This window comes from Bradyrhizobium iriomotense (assembly GCF_018129405.1).
Lineage (GTDB): Bacteria > Pseudomonadota > Alphaproteobacteria > Rhizobiales > Xanthobacteraceae > Bradyrhizobium > Bradyrhizobium iriomotense_B.
In genome coordinates this window covers 34,193-51,621 of sequence record NZ_JAFCLP010000034.1, presented here as the reverse complement: position 1 = coordinate 51,621, position 17,429 = coordinate 34,193, and the positions used below count along the sequence as shown (strand labels likewise).

At 62.6% G+C, this 17,429-nt stretch carries 16 protein-coding genes and 1 pseudogene; 8 read left to right on the top strand and 9 right to left on the bottom strand.

The window, feature by feature from the left end; all coding sequences use genetic code 11:
- On the top strand, positions 1 to 1,497 hold a 1,497-nt coding region (locus tag JQ592_RS36930), incomplete at its 5' end, for an adenylate/guanylate cyclase domain-containing protein (RefSeq protein ID WP_349630524.1).
- 228 nt (positions 1,498 to 1,725) lie between these two features.
- On the top strand, positions 1,726 to 2,652 hold the full coding sequence (locus JQ592_RS36925) for a dienelactone hydrolase family protein (RefSeq protein ID WP_211407617.1): 927 nt from the start codon (positions 1,726 to 1,728) through the stop codon (positions 2,650 to 2,652).
- 326 nt (positions 2,653 to 2,978) lie between these two features.
- Here the strand turns inward: JQ592_RS36925 and JQ592_RS36920 are convergent, their stop codons facing one another.
- A complete protein-coding gene (locus tag JQ592_RS36920; protein WP_211407616.1) occupies positions 2,979 to 3,803 on the bottom strand; it encodes a VOC family protein in 825 nt (274 codons plus the stop codon).
- A gap of 590 nt (positions 3,804 to 4,393) precedes the next feature.
- On the opposite strand from JQ592_RS36920, the gene JQ592_RS36915 reads away from it, so the two are divergent.
- Both JQ592_RS36915 and JQ592_RS36910 read left to right on the top strand, forming a co-directional pair.
- On the top strand, positions 4,394 to 5,239 hold the full coding sequence (locus JQ592_RS36915) for a class I SAM-dependent methyltransferase (RefSeq protein ID WP_211407615.1): 846 nt from the start codon (positions 4,394 to 4,396) through the stop codon (positions 5,237 to 5,239).
- A gap of 242 nt (positions 5,240 to 5,481) precedes the next feature.
- Entirely contained in the window at positions 5,482 to 5,871 is a 390-nt protein-coding gene (locus tag JQ592_RS36910) for a hypothetical protein (protein WP_211407614.1), read from the top strand.
- A gap of 953 nt (positions 5,872 to 6,824) precedes the next feature.
- On the opposite strand, the gene JQ592_RS36905 is transcribed toward JQ592_RS36910, so the two are convergent.
- Together JQ592_RS36905 and JQ592_RS36900 are read right to left on the bottom strand one after the other, a co-directional pair.
- Complete coding sequence (locus JQ592_RS36905; protein ID WP_211407613.1) at positions 6,825 to 7,166, bottom strand: cupin domain-containing protein; 342 nt, start codon at positions 7,164 to 7,166, stop codon at positions 6,825 to 6,827.
- A 211-nt stretch (positions 7,167 to 7,377) separates the two neighbouring features.
- Positions 7,378 to 7,887, bottom strand: coding sequence for a methyltransferase family protein (locus JQ592_RS36900; RefSeq protein WP_211407612.1), 510 nt, complete (start codon positions 7,885 to 7,887; stop codon positions 7,378 to 7,380).
- Positions 7,888 to 8,008: 121 nt separating this feature from the next.
- Between JQ592_RS36900 and JQ592_RS38515 the strand changes: the two are divergent.
- Positions 8,009 to 8,101, top strand: a pseudogene (locus tag JQ592_RS38515) (methyltransferase); the annotation flags it as partial.
- A gap of 12 nt (positions 8,102 to 8,113) precedes the next feature.
- Here the strand turns inward: JQ592_RS38515 and styB are convergent.
- The gene (gene styB / locus JQ592_RS36895) at positions 8,114 to 8,617 is read right to left on the bottom strand and encodes a styrene monooxygenase NADH-dependent flavin reductase subunit StyB (protein WP_246821017.1); all 504 of its coding nucleotides are present in this window, start codon (positions 8,615 to 8,617) and stop codon (positions 8,114 to 8,116) included.
- 6 nt (positions 8,618 to 8,623) lie between these two features.
- Positions 8,624 to 9,874 carry a styrene monooxygenase subunit StyA gene (styA, locus tag JQ592_RS36890; RefSeq protein ID WP_211407611.1) on the bottom strand — a complete coding sequence of 417 codons (1,251 nt, stop codon included), beginning with the start codon at positions 9,872 to 9,874 and terminating at the stop codon, positions 8,624 to 8,626.
- A 105-nt stretch (positions 9,875 to 9,979) separates the two neighbouring features.
- Here styA and JQ592_RS36885 point away from each other — a divergent pair, with 105 nt between their 5' ends.
- Genes JQ592_RS36885 through JQ592_RS36875 form a run of 3 tightly spaced genes read left to right on the top strand, consistent with a single transcriptional unit; the run spans position 9,980 to position 12,405 of the window.
- On the top strand, positions 9,980 to 10,933 hold the full coding sequence (locus tag JQ592_RS36885) for a LysR family transcriptional regulator (RefSeq protein WP_211407610.1): 954 nt from the start codon (positions 9,980 to 9,982) through the stop codon (positions 10,931 to 10,933).
- A 5-nt stretch (positions 10,934 to 10,938) separates the two neighbouring features.
- The gene (locus JQ592_RS36880; RefSeq protein WP_211407609.1) at positions 10,939 to 11,961 is read left to right on the top strand and encodes an LLM class flavin-dependent oxidoreductase; all 1,023 of its coding nucleotides are present in this window, start codon (positions 10,939 to 10,941) and stop codon (positions 11,959 to 11,961) included.
- A 15-nt stretch (positions 11,962 to 11,976) separates the two neighbouring features.
- Entirely contained in the window at positions 11,977 to 12,405 is a 429-nt protein-coding gene (locus JQ592_RS36875; protein WP_246821016.1) for a Rid family hydrolase, read from the top strand.
- Between the two features lie 13 nt (positions 12,406 to 12,418).
- On the opposite strand, the gene JQ592_RS36870 is transcribed toward JQ592_RS36875, so the two are convergent.
- From JQ592_RS36870 to JQ592_RS36855, 4 genes are all read right to left on the bottom strand, one after another.
- A complete protein-coding gene (locus JQ592_RS36870) occupies positions 12,419 to 13,462 on the bottom strand; it encodes a zinc-binding dehydrogenase (RefSeq protein WP_211407608.1) in 1,044 nt (347 codons plus the stop codon).
- 13 nt (positions 13,463 to 13,475) lie between these two features.
- Positions 13,476 to 14,141 carry a class I SAM-dependent methyltransferase gene (locus tag JQ592_RS36865; RefSeq protein ID WP_246821014.1) on the bottom strand — a complete coding sequence of 222 codons (666 nt, stop codon included), beginning with the start codon at positions 14,139 to 14,141 and terminating at the stop codon, positions 13,476 to 13,478.
- Positions 14,142 to 14,249: 108 nt separating this feature from the next.
- Positions 14,250 to 15,317, bottom strand: coding sequence for a tripartite tricarboxylate transporter substrate-binding protein (locus JQ592_RS38880; protein ID WP_433996449.1), 1,068 nt, complete (start codon positions 15,315 to 15,317; stop codon positions 14,250 to 14,252).
- A gap of 22 nt (positions 15,318 to 15,339) precedes the next feature.
- Positions 15,340 to 17,427 carry an acetate--CoA ligase family protein gene (locus JQ592_RS36855; RefSeq protein ID WP_211407606.1) on the bottom strand — a complete coding sequence of 696 codons (2,088 nt, stop codon included), beginning with the start codon at positions 17,425 to 17,427 and terminating at the stop codon, positions 15,340 to 15,342.
- Positions 17,428 to 17,429: the final 2 nt, after the last annotated feature.

Genomic DNA, 17,429 nt, shown 5'->3' with positions numbered 1-17,429 from the left:
GTGCTCCTTGTCTTTGGCGCCCCTTGCCAGCTTCGCTTGCTGGCGGGGCAGGAGCACGGCCGGACCATCCCATTAGCAGACATGAGCAGCTGGGGCCTCGCCTCACTAACCCATGAGCTTCTCGCCGCTCAGTTGCACTGCTTGGCCGTTAACCGTAAGCTACCCAGCGGGCTAGGCTTGAGGGAAGCCATGGTTGTCGAGACGCGCTATGTGACCAGCGGCGACGTCTTCGTCGCGTATCAAATATCCGGACAGGACGGTCCGGACTTGCTCATGACGCCGGGCTTTGTATCGCATCTCGAGCAGGCGTGGGAGAATCCCAACGTCGCGCGCTTCCTCAACGACCTCGGCTCGTTCTCGCGACTGATCCGATTCGACAAACGCGGCACGGGTCTCAGTGATCGTGGTGTCGGTGTCCCGCATCTCGATGAAAGGATCGACGATATCCGCGCCGTGCTCGACGCCGCGGGTTCTAAGAGGGCCTATTTGTTCGGTGTCTCGGAGGGTGGGCCGATGTCTATCCTGTTCACGGCGACCTATCCTGGGCGGGTCGCTGGTCTCATCCTGTTCGGCACGTATGCGCGCACAGTGGGCGCGTCCGTTCCGTTTGACGATTTTGCGGCCTTGGAGCGCGATATCCGGTCCAACTGGGGAACCGGCAAGAGTCTGCCAAGTTTCTCTCCGTCGGCAGCCGCAATTCCCGGGGCCATTGAGCGGTTCGCCAAGTTCGAGCGCTCGGCGGCCAGCCCGTCTGATGTGATCAACTTGATGCGCATGAACCGCGAGATCGACGTGACGGCCATCCTGCCGTCGGTCCGTGTTCCTACGCTGGTCATGCATCGGCGCGACGACGTGCGCATTCGCGCACTCGCCGGCCGCGAGCTTGGAGAGAGAATTTCTGGCGCACGCTACGCCGAACTACCAGGTAACGATCACCTCCCATGGTTCGGAGATCAGAATCGGCTCGTCGAGGAGATCAGACAGTTCATGGGTGTTTCCGCTACCGCCATCGAGGTTGATCGCGTCCTCTCGACTGTGCTGTTCACCGATATCGTCGATTCGACAAGGAAAGCCTCGTTGGTGGGCGACAGGCAGTGGCGTTCAACTCTGGAAGCGCATCATGCAGCGGTGCGTTCGGAACTGGAGCGGCATCGCGGTCGCGAAGTTAAGACTACGGGCGACGGATTTCTGGCCCTATTCGACGGCCCGGCGCGCGCTGTTCGCTGCGCCCAAGGGATCGTCAGCGCGGTGCGGCCGCTCGATCTCGAAGTGCGGGCCGGCGTTCACACGGGTGAGGTCGAGATGATGGGCGACGATGTGGGCGGCATCGCTGTGCACATCGCAGCACGGGTAGCTCAGCATGCGAATGCGAGCGAAGTGCTGGCCTCGAGCACGGTAAAGGATCTAGTGGCAGGTGCCGGCCTCAAGTTCGTCGACCAAGGACCGGCCGAGCTTAAGGGTCTCGCCGAGCCCATGCGCCTATTCGCAGCCGTCTGAATGAGTTTCGATGTCGCCGGAAGTCGCCCGGCGTAGCCATCGTCGATGGCTTGTGACCCCGAGCAGACATTCGGTCACCATTTTTGCGCCGACTGCCCAACGTGGAGGCTGAGCTGCAATACCCCATGCGCATAACGCAATCAGAGCCACCAGTCAGCGAATTTATCAATAGCCGCCGACCGCATAGTTGTAAGTGCGTACCTGAGGCAAACAATCTGGGAGGGGGCGATGCCTGCACTCAATGACTTGGTGGCACGCACGGAATTGCGCCCGTTCGAAAGCCTGACTCTGACGGATCAACAGTTTCTGACAGGCGACAAGAACGGAAAGGCCGTTACGCTCGCCGGCGAGTTGCGGCTGCCGCGAGGCGCTTCGGACCGCTTGCCGGCGGTCATCCTCGTACATGGGTCGGGAGGCACGGGGTCTCGCGAGGAATTCTGGGCGAAGTACTTCAATGAGATGGGGATCGCGTCCTTCGTAATCGACAGCTTCTCCGGACGTGGTTTGGTCGACGTAAATCCCGATCAGGAACAACTCGGACGGTTCAACATGGTGCTAGATGTGTACCGGGCCTACGACGTGCTCATCGGTCATCCCAGGATCGACCCCGCACGCATCGTACCGATGGGGTTCTCACGCGGCGGACAAGCCGTGCTGGCCGCCAGCTTTACGCGCTTCCAGCAGACCTGGCATCCAGGCATCGAATTTGCGGCGTACATTCCGTTTTATGCGTCATGCAGTATCGCGATCATCGGCGACACCGAAGTCAGCACGGTGCCCATCCGGCAGTTCCATGGCACGGCAGACGACTACAACCCGGTAGCTCCTTGCCGTTCCTATTTCGAACGCCTCCGCGCCACCGGCAAGGACGCCAAGCTGATCGAATTCCCGGACGCACACCACGTCTTCGATAATCCGCTCGCACCGAAGACACCGACCGTATTGAAGGGGGCGCAGACTGTACGTGCGTGTAAGTTGAAGGAAGAGCCTCTCGGCATCATCATCAATGTCGAGACCGGCCAGCCGTTTACGTACGCGGACCCTTGCGTACAGACCGATCCTCACATCGGCTACAACGAAGCCGCCGCAGCTGCGGCCCGCGAGGCGGTGAAGGGACTCCTGCAGACAGTGTTCAGGCTCCAACGAGACCCTTAGTAAGGCTTCGAGGTCCGGAATTGGCCCTTAGGGTCGAACCTCAACCCTCACCTTGGTGTCGGCTCTTTGGGGTAACCGGACGTGGTCGCGCTCTTGGCCAATCGACGCGAATGACCCGACTGAGACATCGAGGTCCGCAATGCTTTCAGCGCCGGGCACGGCATTAGCGGGTCTTGCCGCGTATCGCATCCCACCACGGACAGGTGCCCGCCATGCGTTCGTAGTTGCCTTCCATCACCTGAACAGGGGCGCGACGTGGACCGATCTCCGGCGCGCCCGAGGGAGGCGCGCCAATATCTTCAAATAGGCCCTTGTGGCCCCAGAAGCTACCGACGCTGGTCATCTCCACCGGCGGGCGTTGTGTCGTCGACCTCCTTGCCGCCCCAGCCGCACTCCACGTAGATCTCTGACGGAGTGCGCATGTAATACGACGTCATGAGATCATTCGGGTGGCGGCCGAGAGTGGCGACAATTTTCTCCGGGCTACCCTGTAGCAGGTCATACCCCTGACCGACGTCGTCGAGCAGATAATATTCGACAAGCAGGTGATGCATGCTGCGCACTGGCGCGGCCACGAGAGCCACGCTGTGGTGGCGTGCGTTGACATGCATGAAGTAAGCCTTCAGCGGGGCAACCATGAAGTCGCTAATGCGAAACCCCAGCAGGTCCTTGTAGAAGGCCAGGGCGGCATCGATGTCTGGGAATGTCAAAAGGGTGTGGCCCATGCCTAGTGGGCCGGTACGGAAGCCGGAGACGTCGCGGCCAGGCTTAAAGACCGTGTCAGCTACTTGGGCGCCGTGGAAAGCTTCCAAACGATTGCCGGCGGGATCGGCAAAGGAGATCAGCTCCGTCACACAGCGCTGGTCCGCCAGCTCTGCGGGTTCGCGCTTCACGGCGACGCCAGCGGTTTCGAGGCGGGCAGCGAGTGAGTCGAGAGCCGCGGCATTGGCGACTTCCCAGCCGAAGACCTGAGCGCCCGGCTCAACGGCTCGGTCGATGAACAGGCGCTGTTTGCGGTCGTCCATACGGAAGGCACGCATCGAGCTGACGCGGTCCACGGCCTGCATGCCAATGTTTGATGTGGCGAATGTGGCCCAATCATCGAGGTTCGACGCGCCGACGCCGAGATAACCGAAGGCCTGGATTTCCATGGTGTATCCTCCCCGGTTGTTTTCTTGACAAGGGTAAGAGACAGCGAGCGCCATTGCAATCGGAGTATTGGGGCGTTCGCTCGTCACAGGACAGCTAAAATTCCTGTGGTCGCGACAGCCGGAATAGCGAACATCACAAATTCACGCCGCCAAGTTGGCTGGGCCCAGGCTGTGTGAGAACCCAACCTCGACGCTGCTTAGGCGTCTGCTGCTGTCGGCGGACAGCATCGAAATAGTCAAGGCGCGGTTGCGAGCGCGCCTTCCGGCCGACGCCCAAGGCCGGATTACGTACAGCGCTCGCGCCAACATGATTAAGTGACGAGTCCCGGTTGGCCCCATGTCGCAATTGTTCGTCGCACTTGACGGTGAGGAACCGTGAGCACGATGGAGTCCGGATTTGGCCCGTGGCTGACCCCAGCTCAGAGCGCCGCGAAGTCTGCTTCCTGATGGTGACCCGAACAGGGCCATGCAAGCTAGCCAAGGCAGCCTTTGACCCGTTGCAGACATTTCAGTCTTGCGTTCGATCTGAGATTTCGTGCAGCCTGTGAGGATAACTCCATCGACCATTTCAGAACGAAGGACATTTGCCAATGCCAGCACCCACGCCAAACACCCGTGGAGCAGAGTTTTGGAACAGCACCATGGGTCACTCATGGGTTGCGCAGCAAGCCGTGATCAGTGACGTCTTCACGTCAGTCACGAGCGTCAGCTTAGACGCCGCGGCCGCAAAGCCGGGCGAGCGCGTGATCGATATCGGATGCGGCACCGGCGACACACTGTTGGCCTTTGCCAGGATTGTTGGACCATCAGGCGCTGTGTTGGGCGTCGACGTCTCGGTCCCGATGCTTGACTTCGCCAAACATCGTGCCGCCGAGGCGACACTTAGCAACGCCGCCTTTGCACTGGCCGACGCGACGAGCTACGCCTTCGAACCGCGCTGGGCGGATCTAGTTTATTCGCGATTCGGCGTGATGTTCTTCGATGACCCTATCAGGGCCTTCACCAATATCCGCAGCGGCATGAAGGCAGGCGGGCGGCTGGTGTTCGTCTGTTTTCGGACCATGCCGGAGAGTCCGTGGTTTCGCGTACCGATCGAGGCGGCACGGCCGCATGTGCCGCCTCAGCCGCCGGTGGATCCATTGGCGCCGGGGATGTTTTCACTCGCGAGCGAGGAGCGCCTGCGCGGCATCCTGACTAGGGCTGGGTTTCGCGAAGTGGTGCTCAAGGCGACCGATGTGCCAATTGACGGCAAGGACACCGAGCAAAGCATGGCATTCATCACGCAGGCTGGTCCGTTGCCTGCTCTGCTCGAAAATGCCTCTAGCGAGCAACGGATGCGCGCCACAGAAGCGGTTCGCAACGCGCTCGCCGCAAATATCGGAGCAGACGGGCGCGGCCTGCATGTGGGTCTGTGGCTTGTGTCGGCGTTAGCCTAGCGAAGCCAATCCGCCTCAAGAGCAGCATTTGCCAAGTCTGCTCGTGGCCCCAAGCTGAACACCACGAGAGCCGTCTCGACGTCTGCTGTCTGAGGGAAACCGGACGCCGCCCAACCGATAGGCTGAGCCCGCTTTTGACCCTGGCTGTGTTTGCACACAACCAAGACCCAAAGCAGACATCGCATTGCACACACAGAGGCCACACCATATGCTTAGCGAGATGGAGCGATTGGAGGCCAGGGATGAAGTGCCTGCGCATATATGCAACGCCTGACGGGGAGTCCCATTTCGGAGAAGTCGATATCGCGACGACACTAAAGCCATCATTTCCCAATGAAGCGCCGTTTGAACTGTCGGCTTTCTACCCAGCGTCACGCATCCGTTTTTCTCACATCCCCGCCGGGGTGCGCGATGTGGGCTTTCACACGCCGCCGGATCGACTCCTCGCCATATGGCTGGATGGCCACGTGGAGTTTGAAACGAGCGATGGGGAGGTGAGACGCGTTCCAGCGGGAAAAGCTGTTCTCGTCGAGGATACGCACGGAAAAGGACACATCTCGCGCCACCCCGAGGAAGGACAGAACGTTATCATAGTCATACTGCCGAGCGGCCTTGATGCACCACTTGATTAATCGGCTTATGGCCCATCAGCGAAGTGACGGGACACTCATTGAGGTCCGCTAGTGGGGGCATAGCGGACTAGATTTGCTCAGGTTGAGCTCTTCGCATTTTGCCCCTTAGCGGTCCTCGACACGCAGTCAATCGAAGGGTGACCAGACCGGGCCCGCTACCGCAATAGGATGTTAGCGTTGGATGATGTCCGGCGGGTATGATCGAAGAGGACGCCCAGCCACAAAGGCTTGAGCCAAGGCTCCACAGCGCTGCGATGCCGGTGCACTCATCGCATGCTTCCAAGCCTCACCAGCAGCGTTACGCAATCGTAACACCTCGGCGCACGGCGCCTGCGCTTTGGCCTGAACTCCGAGCCCGAGGAGCACGATTATCGTGAGGACTGGCACTCCTCTCATCGGACTTCCTCCAAGCGTCCGCGCAAGAGTTTCACTAACTCGGCGGGTTGCTGGTGGCAGCGCTGACGAGTGTCTTCGTTCCATTAGATGGAACCATCGCACTCTTCGAAGGTGCGCGAAACATTTCCCATCCCTGTAACTTAAGTTAATCGTGGGGCCCAATCGAAAAAGGTCGCGATATGGAACCGACCAATCGAATATCGGACCACATCGACCATAAGACTGCCCGGTCGATCTGTGACGAGGTGGGTGAGAGATTGCAACAGAAACTATCTCACGAAGTCTCGCCTCTGCCGCCCTACCTCGAACGTCTAGTCGATGAATTGCGCAAACAGGAGCGTCGTCCAATTGATGGCGTCTCAGCGCCCGCTAACCGTTTCCTTCATGCGACGCGGCGGGTAGTCGCGGCCGTCTGAGCGCGAAGTCATGGCGGGAGGACTGAACCGACGCGATTGACCAAAAGCGGTCCTCATCCACGGCGGTGCATCACCGTGCGCGGATGCGGACCAATAGACTGGTCGATCTCCGCACTCGGCTGATCCGATTGCGATAAGCGCTCACTCGAAATGGACGGCGAGCCAGACAGTTGGCTGTTGCGGCTCCGTCCACTCGACGCGATGGCGTTTCCTTGCAGGGATGAAGACGTAATCCCCCACGCCCAGCGATCGCGCGGCAAGCTCATGTTCGAACTGCAATGTGGCGCGCCCTTTCAGCACGATCACCCACTCGTTCCACGCCTGATCATACCAGAAGCCCGGCGGACTGGTTTGCCCCTGCGATACAATCCGCTCGATCTTCAAGCCAGGCCGCGCGAGGATTTCGCTGAACGCCTCTTTCCCTATGTTGGCGGCCGAAACATCCGCCACATCCGCGAATAGATTGCCTGGCTGGATTGTCATCGATATTCCCACGCCTTTCCAGAGCCGAAATACCTACAAGCCCACGTAGCGCCCCATTCAGGTCCGTTCAACGGAGCATAGCGGACTGGATATGCTCACGTTGAATTCTTCGCATTTTGACCCACAAGAGACATTAGCCGGATCGAAATCCCGCAATGCGAGATGGGCGCTACGCGCCCCCGATCTGGGACATGTTGCCCCTCGCGGTCGATCAGGACGACGCCGACGTAGAGCCGGGCAAGCGTGGCAACCAGCGCGACACGTTGGCGCAATAGGTGTCGTACTCCGCTCCAAATGTCCTACGCAGCGTCGGCTCCTCATAAGCCAGAACGAAGATGTGGAAGCCGATCCACAGGAGCGCGCCGTAGACCAGAAGCCTCGCGTTTCCGAGGATCAGTCCTTGGCCAAGTACAATCGCCACCAGGGCAAGATAGATCGGATTGCGGACATAACGATTGGGGCCGGTGATCACCAAATGTTGCGTTGGTGCGACCGGCGCTGGCGTGCCGCCGCCTTGCAGCGCAAATCGTGTGAAGGTTTCGACCAACACCGGAATGCCGAGCAGGATCAGAACCACGCCGAACCATCGGATGACCTGGAGATCGAAGAACGGCGCTTGCAGACGCCATTGCGAAATCCACCACGGCACGACACCGGCGACCGTTGTGGGGGCAATCAGAAAAAAGACCGCCGACCCCAGAGCTGCCGAGCCTCTCGTCATGAAGTTGCTCCGGCCTCACAAATCCCAACGTGCACCCGCGACAGCGACGCGGTCGCGAAACGCCGGCCTCATCGTAGCAGCCGGCGATTGGGGCGACTAGGATTGACTGGCCCGGGTCACGCGGGATGAAGCAATTTTGCGCGACGCCGGCTTCTCCGATCCAACCCCGTTTTACACCGGCTTCACTTTCCGCGGCTGGGTCGCCTACGCCTGAGGTGCGCAATTCTCACCGATCCACCGGCACGCCCGGCCCGAAATGATACCGGCTGGAAAAGAACACCAGCGGCGTGGTGTCGCGATAGTCGCAAGCCGAGACCTCGGCGATGATCAGCGTGTGGTCGCTGACGTCGACGTGGCGCGTGACCTCGCAGGCGAACCAGGCCATGCAGCCGGACAAGCGCGGCAGTCCGTCCACGATGTCGTAGTCGGGAGCGGCTCCGCTGTTCGGCTGACTGGCGAAATGCAGTGACAGGTCCCGGCCATGGTCCGGCAGGACGTTGACGCAATAGCGGCCGGTCGCCGAGATCGCGCGGTGCATGCGTCCCGGCATGACCGAGACCAGCACGGTCGGCGGCGACAGACTGACGGTGACGAAGCTGTTCGCGGTCATGCCGCAGACGCGCCCGTGCTCGTCCAGTGCGGTCAGCACCGCGACACCGGTCGCAAAGCGCGAGGCGGCTTCGCGGAAGGACGCCGGATTGGCGCGCGGCATGTCACTTGCCGTCCGCATCGATCCTCACGCAATGGCCCTGACCGGCTGCGATGGCGCCGACATGCGCTCAATCCAGGCCTGGATGCGCTGCGGCGTGGAGATGCGGTCCCACTGCCGGTCCGGGTAGTTGAAATTCTCGGTGAATTCGTTGGCCAAAGCCGGATTCTGGCTCATCGCGCCGATCAGCATGCCCAGCGCTTCGGTCGGCGGCTGCAGCATCACATTGGTCCAGCGCGAGGCCGCCAGCACGCGGTCCTGCCGCTTCAGGTCGATCTTCTCGCAGAGGCGCGCATCACACGCGTCGGAACTGACGATCTCCTCACCGAGCACGAAGGCCGCATAGGAGGCCACATTGGCGCCCTGCCCCATCATGGGATCGACGATGGCATGGACGTCGCCGAGCGCGATCGCGCATTTGCCGTCGTCGAACGCGACCACCGTGTTGCGCACGGTCGGGACCACGCCGCCCTGCAGAAGATCCTGCGGCTGCGCGAGATCGAAACGCGCGGTATCGATGCGGTCATAGGTGGTCGGGTGATGCTTCTCCAGCTTGCCCAGCAGCACCTTCAGGAAGTGCTTCGGGTTGTCGTCGTAGCTGAGCGTCGCCAGTTCCTCCATGTCGCCGCCCGGTACGTTCTCCATCAGCAGCGCGTTGGCGATGCCGCCGAAGGTGACGGTGGGGATCACGATCATCTCGCCATGGCCGGGCGACACCGAGAGTGTGACGTTCATGGGATCGGGCTGGTGCACGCCGGTGTAGAGGCCGACGCACAGCCGGCGCTGCGGCTGTGAATAGGGGCTGTGCTCGGGACGATAGGTGAAGAGCTGGCCCAGCGGACCCTTGCCGGTCGAGACGACCAGCAGGTCGAAACGGGCAACCAGCGGACTGATGTCGCGCTCCTCGATCCGCCTGTACTCGATCTTGCCGCCTCGCTTCGTAAAATCCTGCATCAGTGCGGGAAGATAGAGCCTGTAATCGACGGCGCGGCTCGGCTTCGAGAAGTCACCGCGAAAGCTCAGCGGCTGCGGAAAATTGAAGACGTGATCGTGGTAGTAATAGTGATCCTTCGGATCGGTCCAGTGGTTGACGCCGAGATAGTCCTCGCGCGCGATCGTCACGTGATGATGCGCGACGGTGTTGAGCAGCCGGATGCCGCGGTACTCCTCCGGCGGCCGGTCGGTGATAATGGTCGCGTCCACGCCATGCTTTTGCAGATAGAGCGCGAGATGCAGGCCGGCGATTCCGGCGCCGACAATTCCGATATGGCGTGCCACGTTGGTCTCCTCCCCTGATCTGCTTGTTGGGGGAAACCTAGCGGCCCGCCGGATTGCGCACTATGGAATATATGGGATATAATTTATTCCAGAACGGAATGAATCATGGACCGGATCGATTGCCTGCGCGCTTTCGTTCGCACCCTCGAGGGCGGCAGCTTCTCGGCGGCGGCCAGGGAGCTCGGCATCGGCCAGCCCGCCGTCAGCAAGCGCATCGCGATGCTGGAGAGCGAGTTCGGCACGCAGCTGTTCTCGCGCACGACGCGCACGCTGAAGCCAACGGCCGAGGCGCACCGCATCTACGATCTCGCGCGCCAGATCCTCGACAGCTTTGACATGGCGCGGTCGAGCGTCGAGCAGTCGGCGCCACGCCCCAGCGGCACACTCCGGATCGGCGTGCCGTCGTCATTCGGACGGCGCTACATGATGCCCGTGATCGCCGACTATGTGCGGCACCATCCGGAAGTGCGGGTCGACATCCGCTTCAGCGAGCGGTTCGTCAACCTCGTGGAAGAAGGCATCGAGCTGGCGCTGCGGATCGGAAACCTGGAGGCGAGCACGCTGGTCGCGCGCCGGCTCGGCACCGTGCAGCGCTATCTGGTCGCGACACCCACCTATCTGCACGGCCGCCCGTTGCCGCGGACGCCCGACGATCTCAGCTCACACCAGTGCATCGTCTATTCGCGCATGTCGCCGGCGCACCAATGGGCCTTCGAATCCGAGCATGGCCGCCACGTCGCGTCCATTAACGGCCCCATTCACGTCGACGATGCCGATGCGATGCAGGAGGCGACGATGCAGCATCTCGGGATCGCCATCCTTCCCGAGTGGAACGCGGCGGACGGTCTTCGCAGCGGCGAGCTCGAGCATGTGCTTCCTGACTACGCCATCGCCGCACTGCCGCTGCATGCGGTCTATCCGGAGACGCAATGGATGTCGCTGCGTGCGCGAAGTTTTCTGGACCTGCTGGTCGAGCGCGCCGGGCATTTTGCGGTCGCATCGTCGCATACCCAACTGCCGGCGCAGGCGGTTGACGCCGTCCCCGCCATCATTAAATGACGCCCATGAAAAAGATCGGATTCCTCTCCTTCGGGCATTGGACGCCCTCGCCGCAATCGCAGACCCGCTCGGCGGCGGATACGCTCCTGCAATCAATCGAGCTTGCGGTCGCCGCCGAACAGTTAGGGGCGGACGGCGCCTATTTCCGCGTCCATCATTTCGCGCGGCAGCTGGCCTCGCCCTTCCCGCTGCTTGCGGCCGTCGGCGCGAAGACGAGCAGGATCGAGATCGGCACGGCCGTGATCGACATGCGCTACGAGAACCCGCTCTACATGGTGGAGGACGCCGGCAGCGCCGACCTCATCGCCGGCGGACGGCTGCAGCTCGGCATCAGCCGCGGCTCGCCCGAGCAGGTGATCGACGGCTGGCGCTATTTCGGTTATCGGCCGGCCGAAGGCCAGAGCGATGCCGACATGGGCCGGCGCCATGCCGAGGTCTTCCTCGACCTCTTGCGCGGCGAAGGTTTTGCCGAGCCTAATCCGCAGCCAATGTTTCCCAATCCGCCGGGGCTCCTGCGCATCGAGCCGCATGCACAAGGCCTGCGCGAACGGATCTGGTGGGGCGCCGGCTCGAACGCCACCGCGGTGTGGGCCGCCAAGCTCGGCATGAACCTGCAGAGCTCGACGTTGAAGAACGACGAGACCGGCGAAGCCTTTCACGTGCAGCAGGCGGCACAAATTCGCGCCTATCGCGCGGCGTGGAAGGAGGCCGGCCACAGCCGCGAGCCGCGCGTGTCCGTCAGCCGCAGCATTTTTGCGCTGATGGATGATCGCGACCGCGCCTATTTCGGTGGGGAGCGCGGCGGCGAGGACCAGATCGGCTTCATCGACCCGCGCACGCGCGCGATCTTCGGGCGGAGCTATGCGGCGGAGCCGGATGTGCTGGTCGAGCAGTTGCGTCAGGACGAGGCCATCGCCGAGGCGGATACGTTGTTGCTCACGATCCCGAACCAGCTCGGCGTTGCCTATTGCGCGCATGCGATCGAGGCGATTCTCACGCATGTGGCACCGGCGCTGGGGTGGCGGTGATTAGCGAGACGAAGCATGTCCATGCCCTTCGGGGCCTTGTGCGCGAACCGTGCAGGAGAACTCCGCTTGCCAAGACAGAACTTCTCGTCCGGTTACGCATTTGAAGACGCGTACGGATATTCGCGGGCCGTCCGCGTCGGAAACCAGGTCTTCGTATCCGGCACAACGGCCCGCCCGCCGGAATTGGGGCGCGATGCCTATATGCAGGCGAAAGCCGCGCTGGCAATTATTGCCGACGCGCTAGCCCGGACCGGCGCGGACATGCGGCACGTCGTTCGCACGGTGGTGTACGTGATTGACTTGGCAGACGCCCCGCATATTGCCCGCGCCCATTCCGAAGCCTTCGATCAAGTCCGCCCCGCGAGCACGCTTGTCCAGGTCGGCGCCCTCACGCCCGCCTCCGCACGGGTCGAGATCGAGGCAACGGCGATCATCCACGACTGACTGGCCGCAACGCTCAGCTGACGTTCAGAAGAATCCGCCCGGATTCGCCGCTGCGCATCAGGTCCAGCGCGTCGTTGATGTCGTCGAGCGCGAACTCGTGGGTGACGATGCCGCGGTAACTGACCTTGCCGGCCTCGTCGAGGCGAACCAGACGCGGGATATCGCGCGCCGGCTGGCATTGCCCCCCTTCGGAACCCTTCAGCACCTTCTCGAAGTGCAGGGGCAGCGTGTAGATCTCGACCTTCTCGCGGGGAACGCCGACGAGGATGCAGCGGCCTTTCTTGGCGGTGACCTCGTAGGCGATCTCGATCAGTTTCCTGACCCCGGTAGTCTCGACGACCTTGTCGGGTCCATCAGTCCCCGTGATGGCGCGAACCGCGGCGGCGACATCCTCCACCGCGTCGGAGTTGATGGTGTGGGTGGCGCCGAACTGCCTCGCCATCTCCAGCTTGTTGTCGAGGCGGTCGATCGCAATGACCGGGTGAGCGCCGACCATCGCGGCGAATTGCACGATGTTCAGGCCGACACCGCCGACGCCGAACACGACGACGGCTTCGCCGATGGCGATCTGCGCGTCGTTGTTGACGACGCCGAGCGCGGTCGTCACGGCGCAGCCGAGCAGCGGCGCACTGGTGCGATCGATCGAGGATGGCACGGGCGTGACGCGGTTTTCCGACACCACGGCATATTCGTTGAAGGTGGTGACCCAGCCCGCATTGAGGCGCTTGCCACGCCAGGAATAGACCGGCGTGTTGGACTGGATGCCCTTGCCCGGCCGCCAGTGCATGACGACGGTGTCGCCCTGCTTGCACGAGACGACGCCGGGGCCGGTTTCGACGATGGTCGCGAGCGCTTCGTGTCCCAAAAGGTGCGGCAGGAACTTGTCGACGCCCTTGACGGCGTCGATCTCGTTGATCTGTGCGCCGCAGATGCTCGAGGTGTGCACGTGCGCAAGCACCTGGCCGTGCTCGAGCGTGTCAGGCAGGGTGAACTCGTCGACGATCAGCGGCTTGCCCGATTCGACCAGAATCGCAGCCTTGGCAGTCTTGATATCCATGAGGCGCGCCCGGTCACTCGAAATAGATGAATTCGTAATCGCCGGTGTAGCCGAGCTTTCCGTACAGCCAGATCCATTCCGAGGTGTGCAGGATGGATTCCGCCGTCAGCGCCCAGCATTCGAGGTTGTGCAGCTCGGCGACGTTCCGGTACCCCTCGACCATGATGTACTTGTTCTTGCCGACCCGCTCGATCTCCTTGAGTGCGGCGTCGAGCTCATAGAGCCTGAGATTGTGCAGGGTGCCGAGCGAGATGACGAGGTCGAAACTGTCGTCGCCATAGGGATAGACGTCCTGGGCGCGATAGTTGAACAGATATGGCCTCACCTGCTCGTGCGAATTGGCAAGACCGTGTTTTGAGATATCGAAGCCCGTGACCTTCAGGCCCGGCAGGATCTTCTGCATTTCGTACAGCAGAAAACCCTTGCCGCAGCCGACGTCGAGCACGCTGGACCCGTCCTTCAGGCCGTAGGTCTCGATCAGCGCCTTGGCGACCGGCGCCCAGCGCCCCTCGATGAAGCGGTAGCCGCCATAGCCGAAGCGGCGGTCGCCATCCCAGTAATCGGCCTCGTATTCCCGCGCCTTCAGCGAGCAGCCGATCTTGTCGTCGTTCATGCGACCCATGTAGTCGCGCTTGGTCGCGGTATGCAGTGGCGTCACTATATTCAGCAGTCGTCCCATTGAGCCCTCGGATTCCATCACGCGCGGAGATTAAGGCCTCGGGGGCCCTGCGTCGTGAACCGCGACTCAACCCTAGCACTTTCGCCGGGGGGCTATCGTTGTTTCAGATCAATGACTGCACGTGGGCGGCGCGCCCGCCGCTATTGCACCTCGATGCTCGCGTCCTTGACCAGCTTGCGCCAGCGTTCCTCCTCCTGCCGAACGTAGCGATCGAGCTCTTCCGGAGGGCTGCCAACCATGATGAGGCCTTCGTTGGCCTCGAGCTGCTTGAAAGCACCGGACTTGACGGCCTTTGCGACCGCCTGATTCAGGCGCGCAATCACCGGAGCAGGCGTCTTGGCCGGAGCGTACAATCCGTACCAGGACTCGGCGGCGTAGCCGGGCACCCCGGCCTCGGCGACAGCAGGCAATTGCGGAAACGCTGGCGAACGCTCGGCCGATGTGACGGCCAGCGCCCGGAGCTGACCCGCAGCCCACCAGCGAGGCCGCGCTGGCCACGGTGGTGAACATCACGTCGATCTGCCCGCCCAGGAGATCACTGATCGCTGGCGCCGCGCCCTTGTAGGGCACCGCCGTCATCTTGACCTTCGCCATGGAATTGAACAGCTCGCCGGCGAGATGGGCCGAGGTGCCGGTGCCGAATGTCCCGAAATTGAGCTTGCCCGGATTGGCCCGGGCTTCAGTGATCAAATCGGCGATCGAGTTGATTTTGGAGGCGGGGTTGACGACGACGATATTGAAGGATCGCGCGATCAGCGAGACCGCCGCAAAATCCTTGTGCGGGTCAAACGGCAGCTTGTTGTACAGGCTCGGGTTGACCGCGTGCGCGAAGGTCGCCATCAGCAGCGAATAGCCGTCAGGCTCGCTCGTCGCCACCGTCTGGGTCCCGATGATGGTCCCGGCGCCCGGCTTGTTCTCGATGATGACGGATTTGCCGAGGTCCGTCTGGATTTCCTGCGCTGTCGTTCGCGCGATGATATCGGTCCCGCCACCGGCCGCGAAGGGCACCACGATCCTGATGATCTTGTCGGGATACTCGGCCCGCGCCGGCGCTACTCCAAGCCCCGCGACGACTGGCAAGACGGCGCAGGCGAGGATGGTGAGGTTCAGCCAGCGCCGCACGGCATAACCCTTCCCGCGCGCGCTGTGGTGATTGATGATTTCGCCAAAGGCCATCTGGAGCTCCATCCGATCTTGTTCAGACATTGAGAACAACCAATCCGTCTGCCGCCTTCACGCCCTGGCCGGCCGGCAGCACGAAGACCGGATTGATCTCGGCCTCGACGAGACGGTCGCCGAGCTGCGCAACCATGTGCGAGAAAGCGACGACCGCTGCTGCGAGCGCTTCGACATCGCATTTCGGCCGGCCACGGAAACCGTCCAGCAATGGCCAGGTGACGAGATCGCGCGCCATCGCGCGAGCCTCGGCCAGGCTGAGATCGCCTTCCGGCGGAAGCAGGCGCATCGTCGTGTCCTTGAACAGTTCGGCGGCGACGCCGCCCATTCCGAGGAGGATCGCCACGCCCAGGGGATCGCGATGCATCCCGAGAATGATCTCGACGCCGCCTGAAATCATCTGCTGAACCAGGAATTGGCCCGGCCGCTTCCCGGTCCTGAGTGCGACCTCGTCAACCATCTCCGTCAGGCGGCCGCCAATCGTCTCGGCCGTCAGGTTGACTGCGACGCCGCCGACATCGCTCTTGTGCGCGATCTCGCGCGAGAGAATCTTGAGCACGACGGGGCCGCCGAACTCTCGCGCCGCCTGTTCGGCTTCTTCAGGCGTTGCGACCACCTTCTCGGCAGCGACGGGAATACCAAAGCGGGCGAACAACGCCTTGGCCTGTGCCTCATCCAGCGATCCCGCCGGGAAATCGCTGATGTCGACCGCCATTCCGATCGCGCCGGATGTCTGGATCTGTTCCGGCAGTCCGGCCTGCAAAAGCCCGTCGAGCGCAGCGGCGCAGCTTTCAGCAGACGTGTAGGCCGGGACGCCGCGCCGGGTGAGGACGGAGACCACCTCGGGCGCGTAGGGACTCACATAGGCGATGACGGGCTTGTCGCTGAGCGGCAGGCAGTCGTGGATGGCATCGGCCATCAGGGCCGGCGATCCCACGGCTGAGGAGCCGGCAATGACGGCCAGCGCGTCGTAGGAGAGACTTGCGAGCAGGATGCGGATTGCGGCGCGCAGCAGATCCGGCCGCAAGCCGGCCAGGGTCACGTCGATCGGATTGCGATCGAGCATGGCGTGCGATCCCGACTGCAAGGCGCGCAATTGCGCGGCCGTCTCCGCATCGGGGGCGGGCGTTGCGAAGCCTGCTATTCCCAGGCTGTCGGACACGATCGTGCCGGCGCCGCCGGTCGAGGTGAGGATCGCCACGCGTCTGCCGCGAAGCTTGCGGTCTGCCGAAAGAGCTGCGGGAATGTCGAGCAGATCTTCGAACGTTTTCGCGCGGATCACGCCGAGCTGCCTGAACAGGGCGTCATACATGCGGTCGGAGCCCGCAAGCGCTCCCGTGTGCGAGACGGCCGCCTTTGCCCCCGCCTCCGATCGCCCGATCTTGAAGGCGACAATTGGTTTGCCGGCGCGTCGTGCCTTGAGCGCCGCTTCGCGGAAGCGAGAAGGATTGCGGATCGCCTCGATGTAGAGCGCAATGACCGTGGTCGCGCTGTCGTCGGCGAGAAAGTCGATGAAGTCGGCGAGCTCGAGATCGGCTTCGTTGCTGGTCGACACCAGCTTGGACAGCCCGACCCCGCGCGCCGCAGCGCGCGATAAGACGGCGCCGAGAATGCCTCCGCTTTGCGAGACCAGCCCGATCGGGCCTGCCGGAAAATGATCCATCGCCAGCGCGCCGGATGCCGACAGCACGATATTGTCGGTGAGATTGACGAGGCCGATCGTGTTCGGCCCGAGAAGGCGCATGGATCCGGCGGCCTGCATGAGCTGCTGCTGGCGCGCGACGCCTTCCGCGCCCGTTTCGGTGAAGCCGCTGGCGAGAACGATCGCCGCCGCAGTGCCGCGCTCGGACAATTCGCGCACCGCGACGTGGGCGCGTTCCGCGCCGAGCAGGACAATGCCGACGTCGGGCACATCAGGCAGCGAAGCGACGTCGGCGTAGCAGGTCAGACCGCCGATCTCCCCGACCTTGGGATTGACGGGATAGATCGCACCCGCAAAACCGTGCTTCTGGAGATAGGAGACCGGTCGCCCCGAGGTCTTGCTCGGGTCCGCTGATGCGCCGATGACCGCGATGCTGCGTGGCCGGATCAGGCGTTCGATCGCATTCATCG

Bases quoted from the DNA above. Each gene is read 5' to 3' on its own strand.
- JQ592_RS36925 (WP_211407617.1), top strand. From the start codon at position 1,726: ATGCCTGCACTCAATGACTTGGTGGCACGCACGGAATTGCGCCCGTTC.
- JQ592_RS36920 (WP_211407616.1), bottom strand. From the start codon at position 3,803: ATGGAAATCCAGGCCTTCGGTTATCTCGGCGTCGGCGCGTCGAACCTC.
- JQ592_RS36915 (WP_211407615.1), top strand. From the start codon at position 4,394: ATGCCAGCACCCACGCCAAACACCCGTGGAGCAGAGTTTTGGAACAGC.
- JQ592_RS36910 (WP_211407614.1), top strand. From the start codon at position 5,482: ATGAAGTGCCTGCGCATATATGCAACGCCTGACGGGGAGTCCCATTTC.
- JQ592_RS36905 (WP_211407613.1), bottom strand. From the start codon at position 7,166: ATGACAATCCAGCCAGGCAATCTATTCGCGGATGTGGCGGATGTTTCG.
- JQ592_RS36900 (WP_211407612.1), bottom strand. From the start codon at position 7,887: ATGACGAGAGGCTCGGCAGCTCTGGGGTCGGCGGTCTTTTTTCTGATT.
- styB (WP_246821017.1), bottom strand. From the start codon at position 8,617: ATGCGGACGGCAAGTGACATGCCGCGCGCCAATCCGGCGTCCTTCCGC.
- JQ592_RS36885 (WP_211407610.1), top strand. From the start codon at position 9,980: ATGGACCGGATCGATTGCCTGCGCGCTTTCGTTCGCACCCTCGAGGGC.
- JQ592_RS36880 (WP_211407609.1), top strand. From the start codon at position 10,939: ATGAAAAAGATCGGATTCCTCTCCTTCGGGCATTGGACGCCCTCGCCG.
- JQ592_RS36875 (WP_246821016.1), top strand. From the start codon at position 11,977: ATGTCCATGCCCTTCGGGGCCTTGTGCGCGAACCGTGCAGGAGAACTC.
- JQ592_RS36870 (WP_211407608.1), bottom strand. From the start codon at position 13,462: ATGGATATCAAGACTGCCAAGGCTGCGATTCTGGTCGAATCGGGCAAG.
- JQ592_RS36865 (WP_246821014.1), bottom strand. From the start codon at position 14,141: ATGGGACGACTGCTGAATATAGTGACGCCACTGCATACCGCGACCAAG.
- JQ592_RS38880 (WP_433996449.1), bottom strand. From the start codon at position 15,317: ATGGCCTTTGGCGAAATCATCAATCACCACAGCGCGCGCGGGAAGGGT.
- JQ592_RS36855 (WP_211407606.1), bottom strand. From the start codon at position 17,427: ATGAATGCGATCGAACGCCTGATCCGGCCACGCAGCATCGCGGTCATC.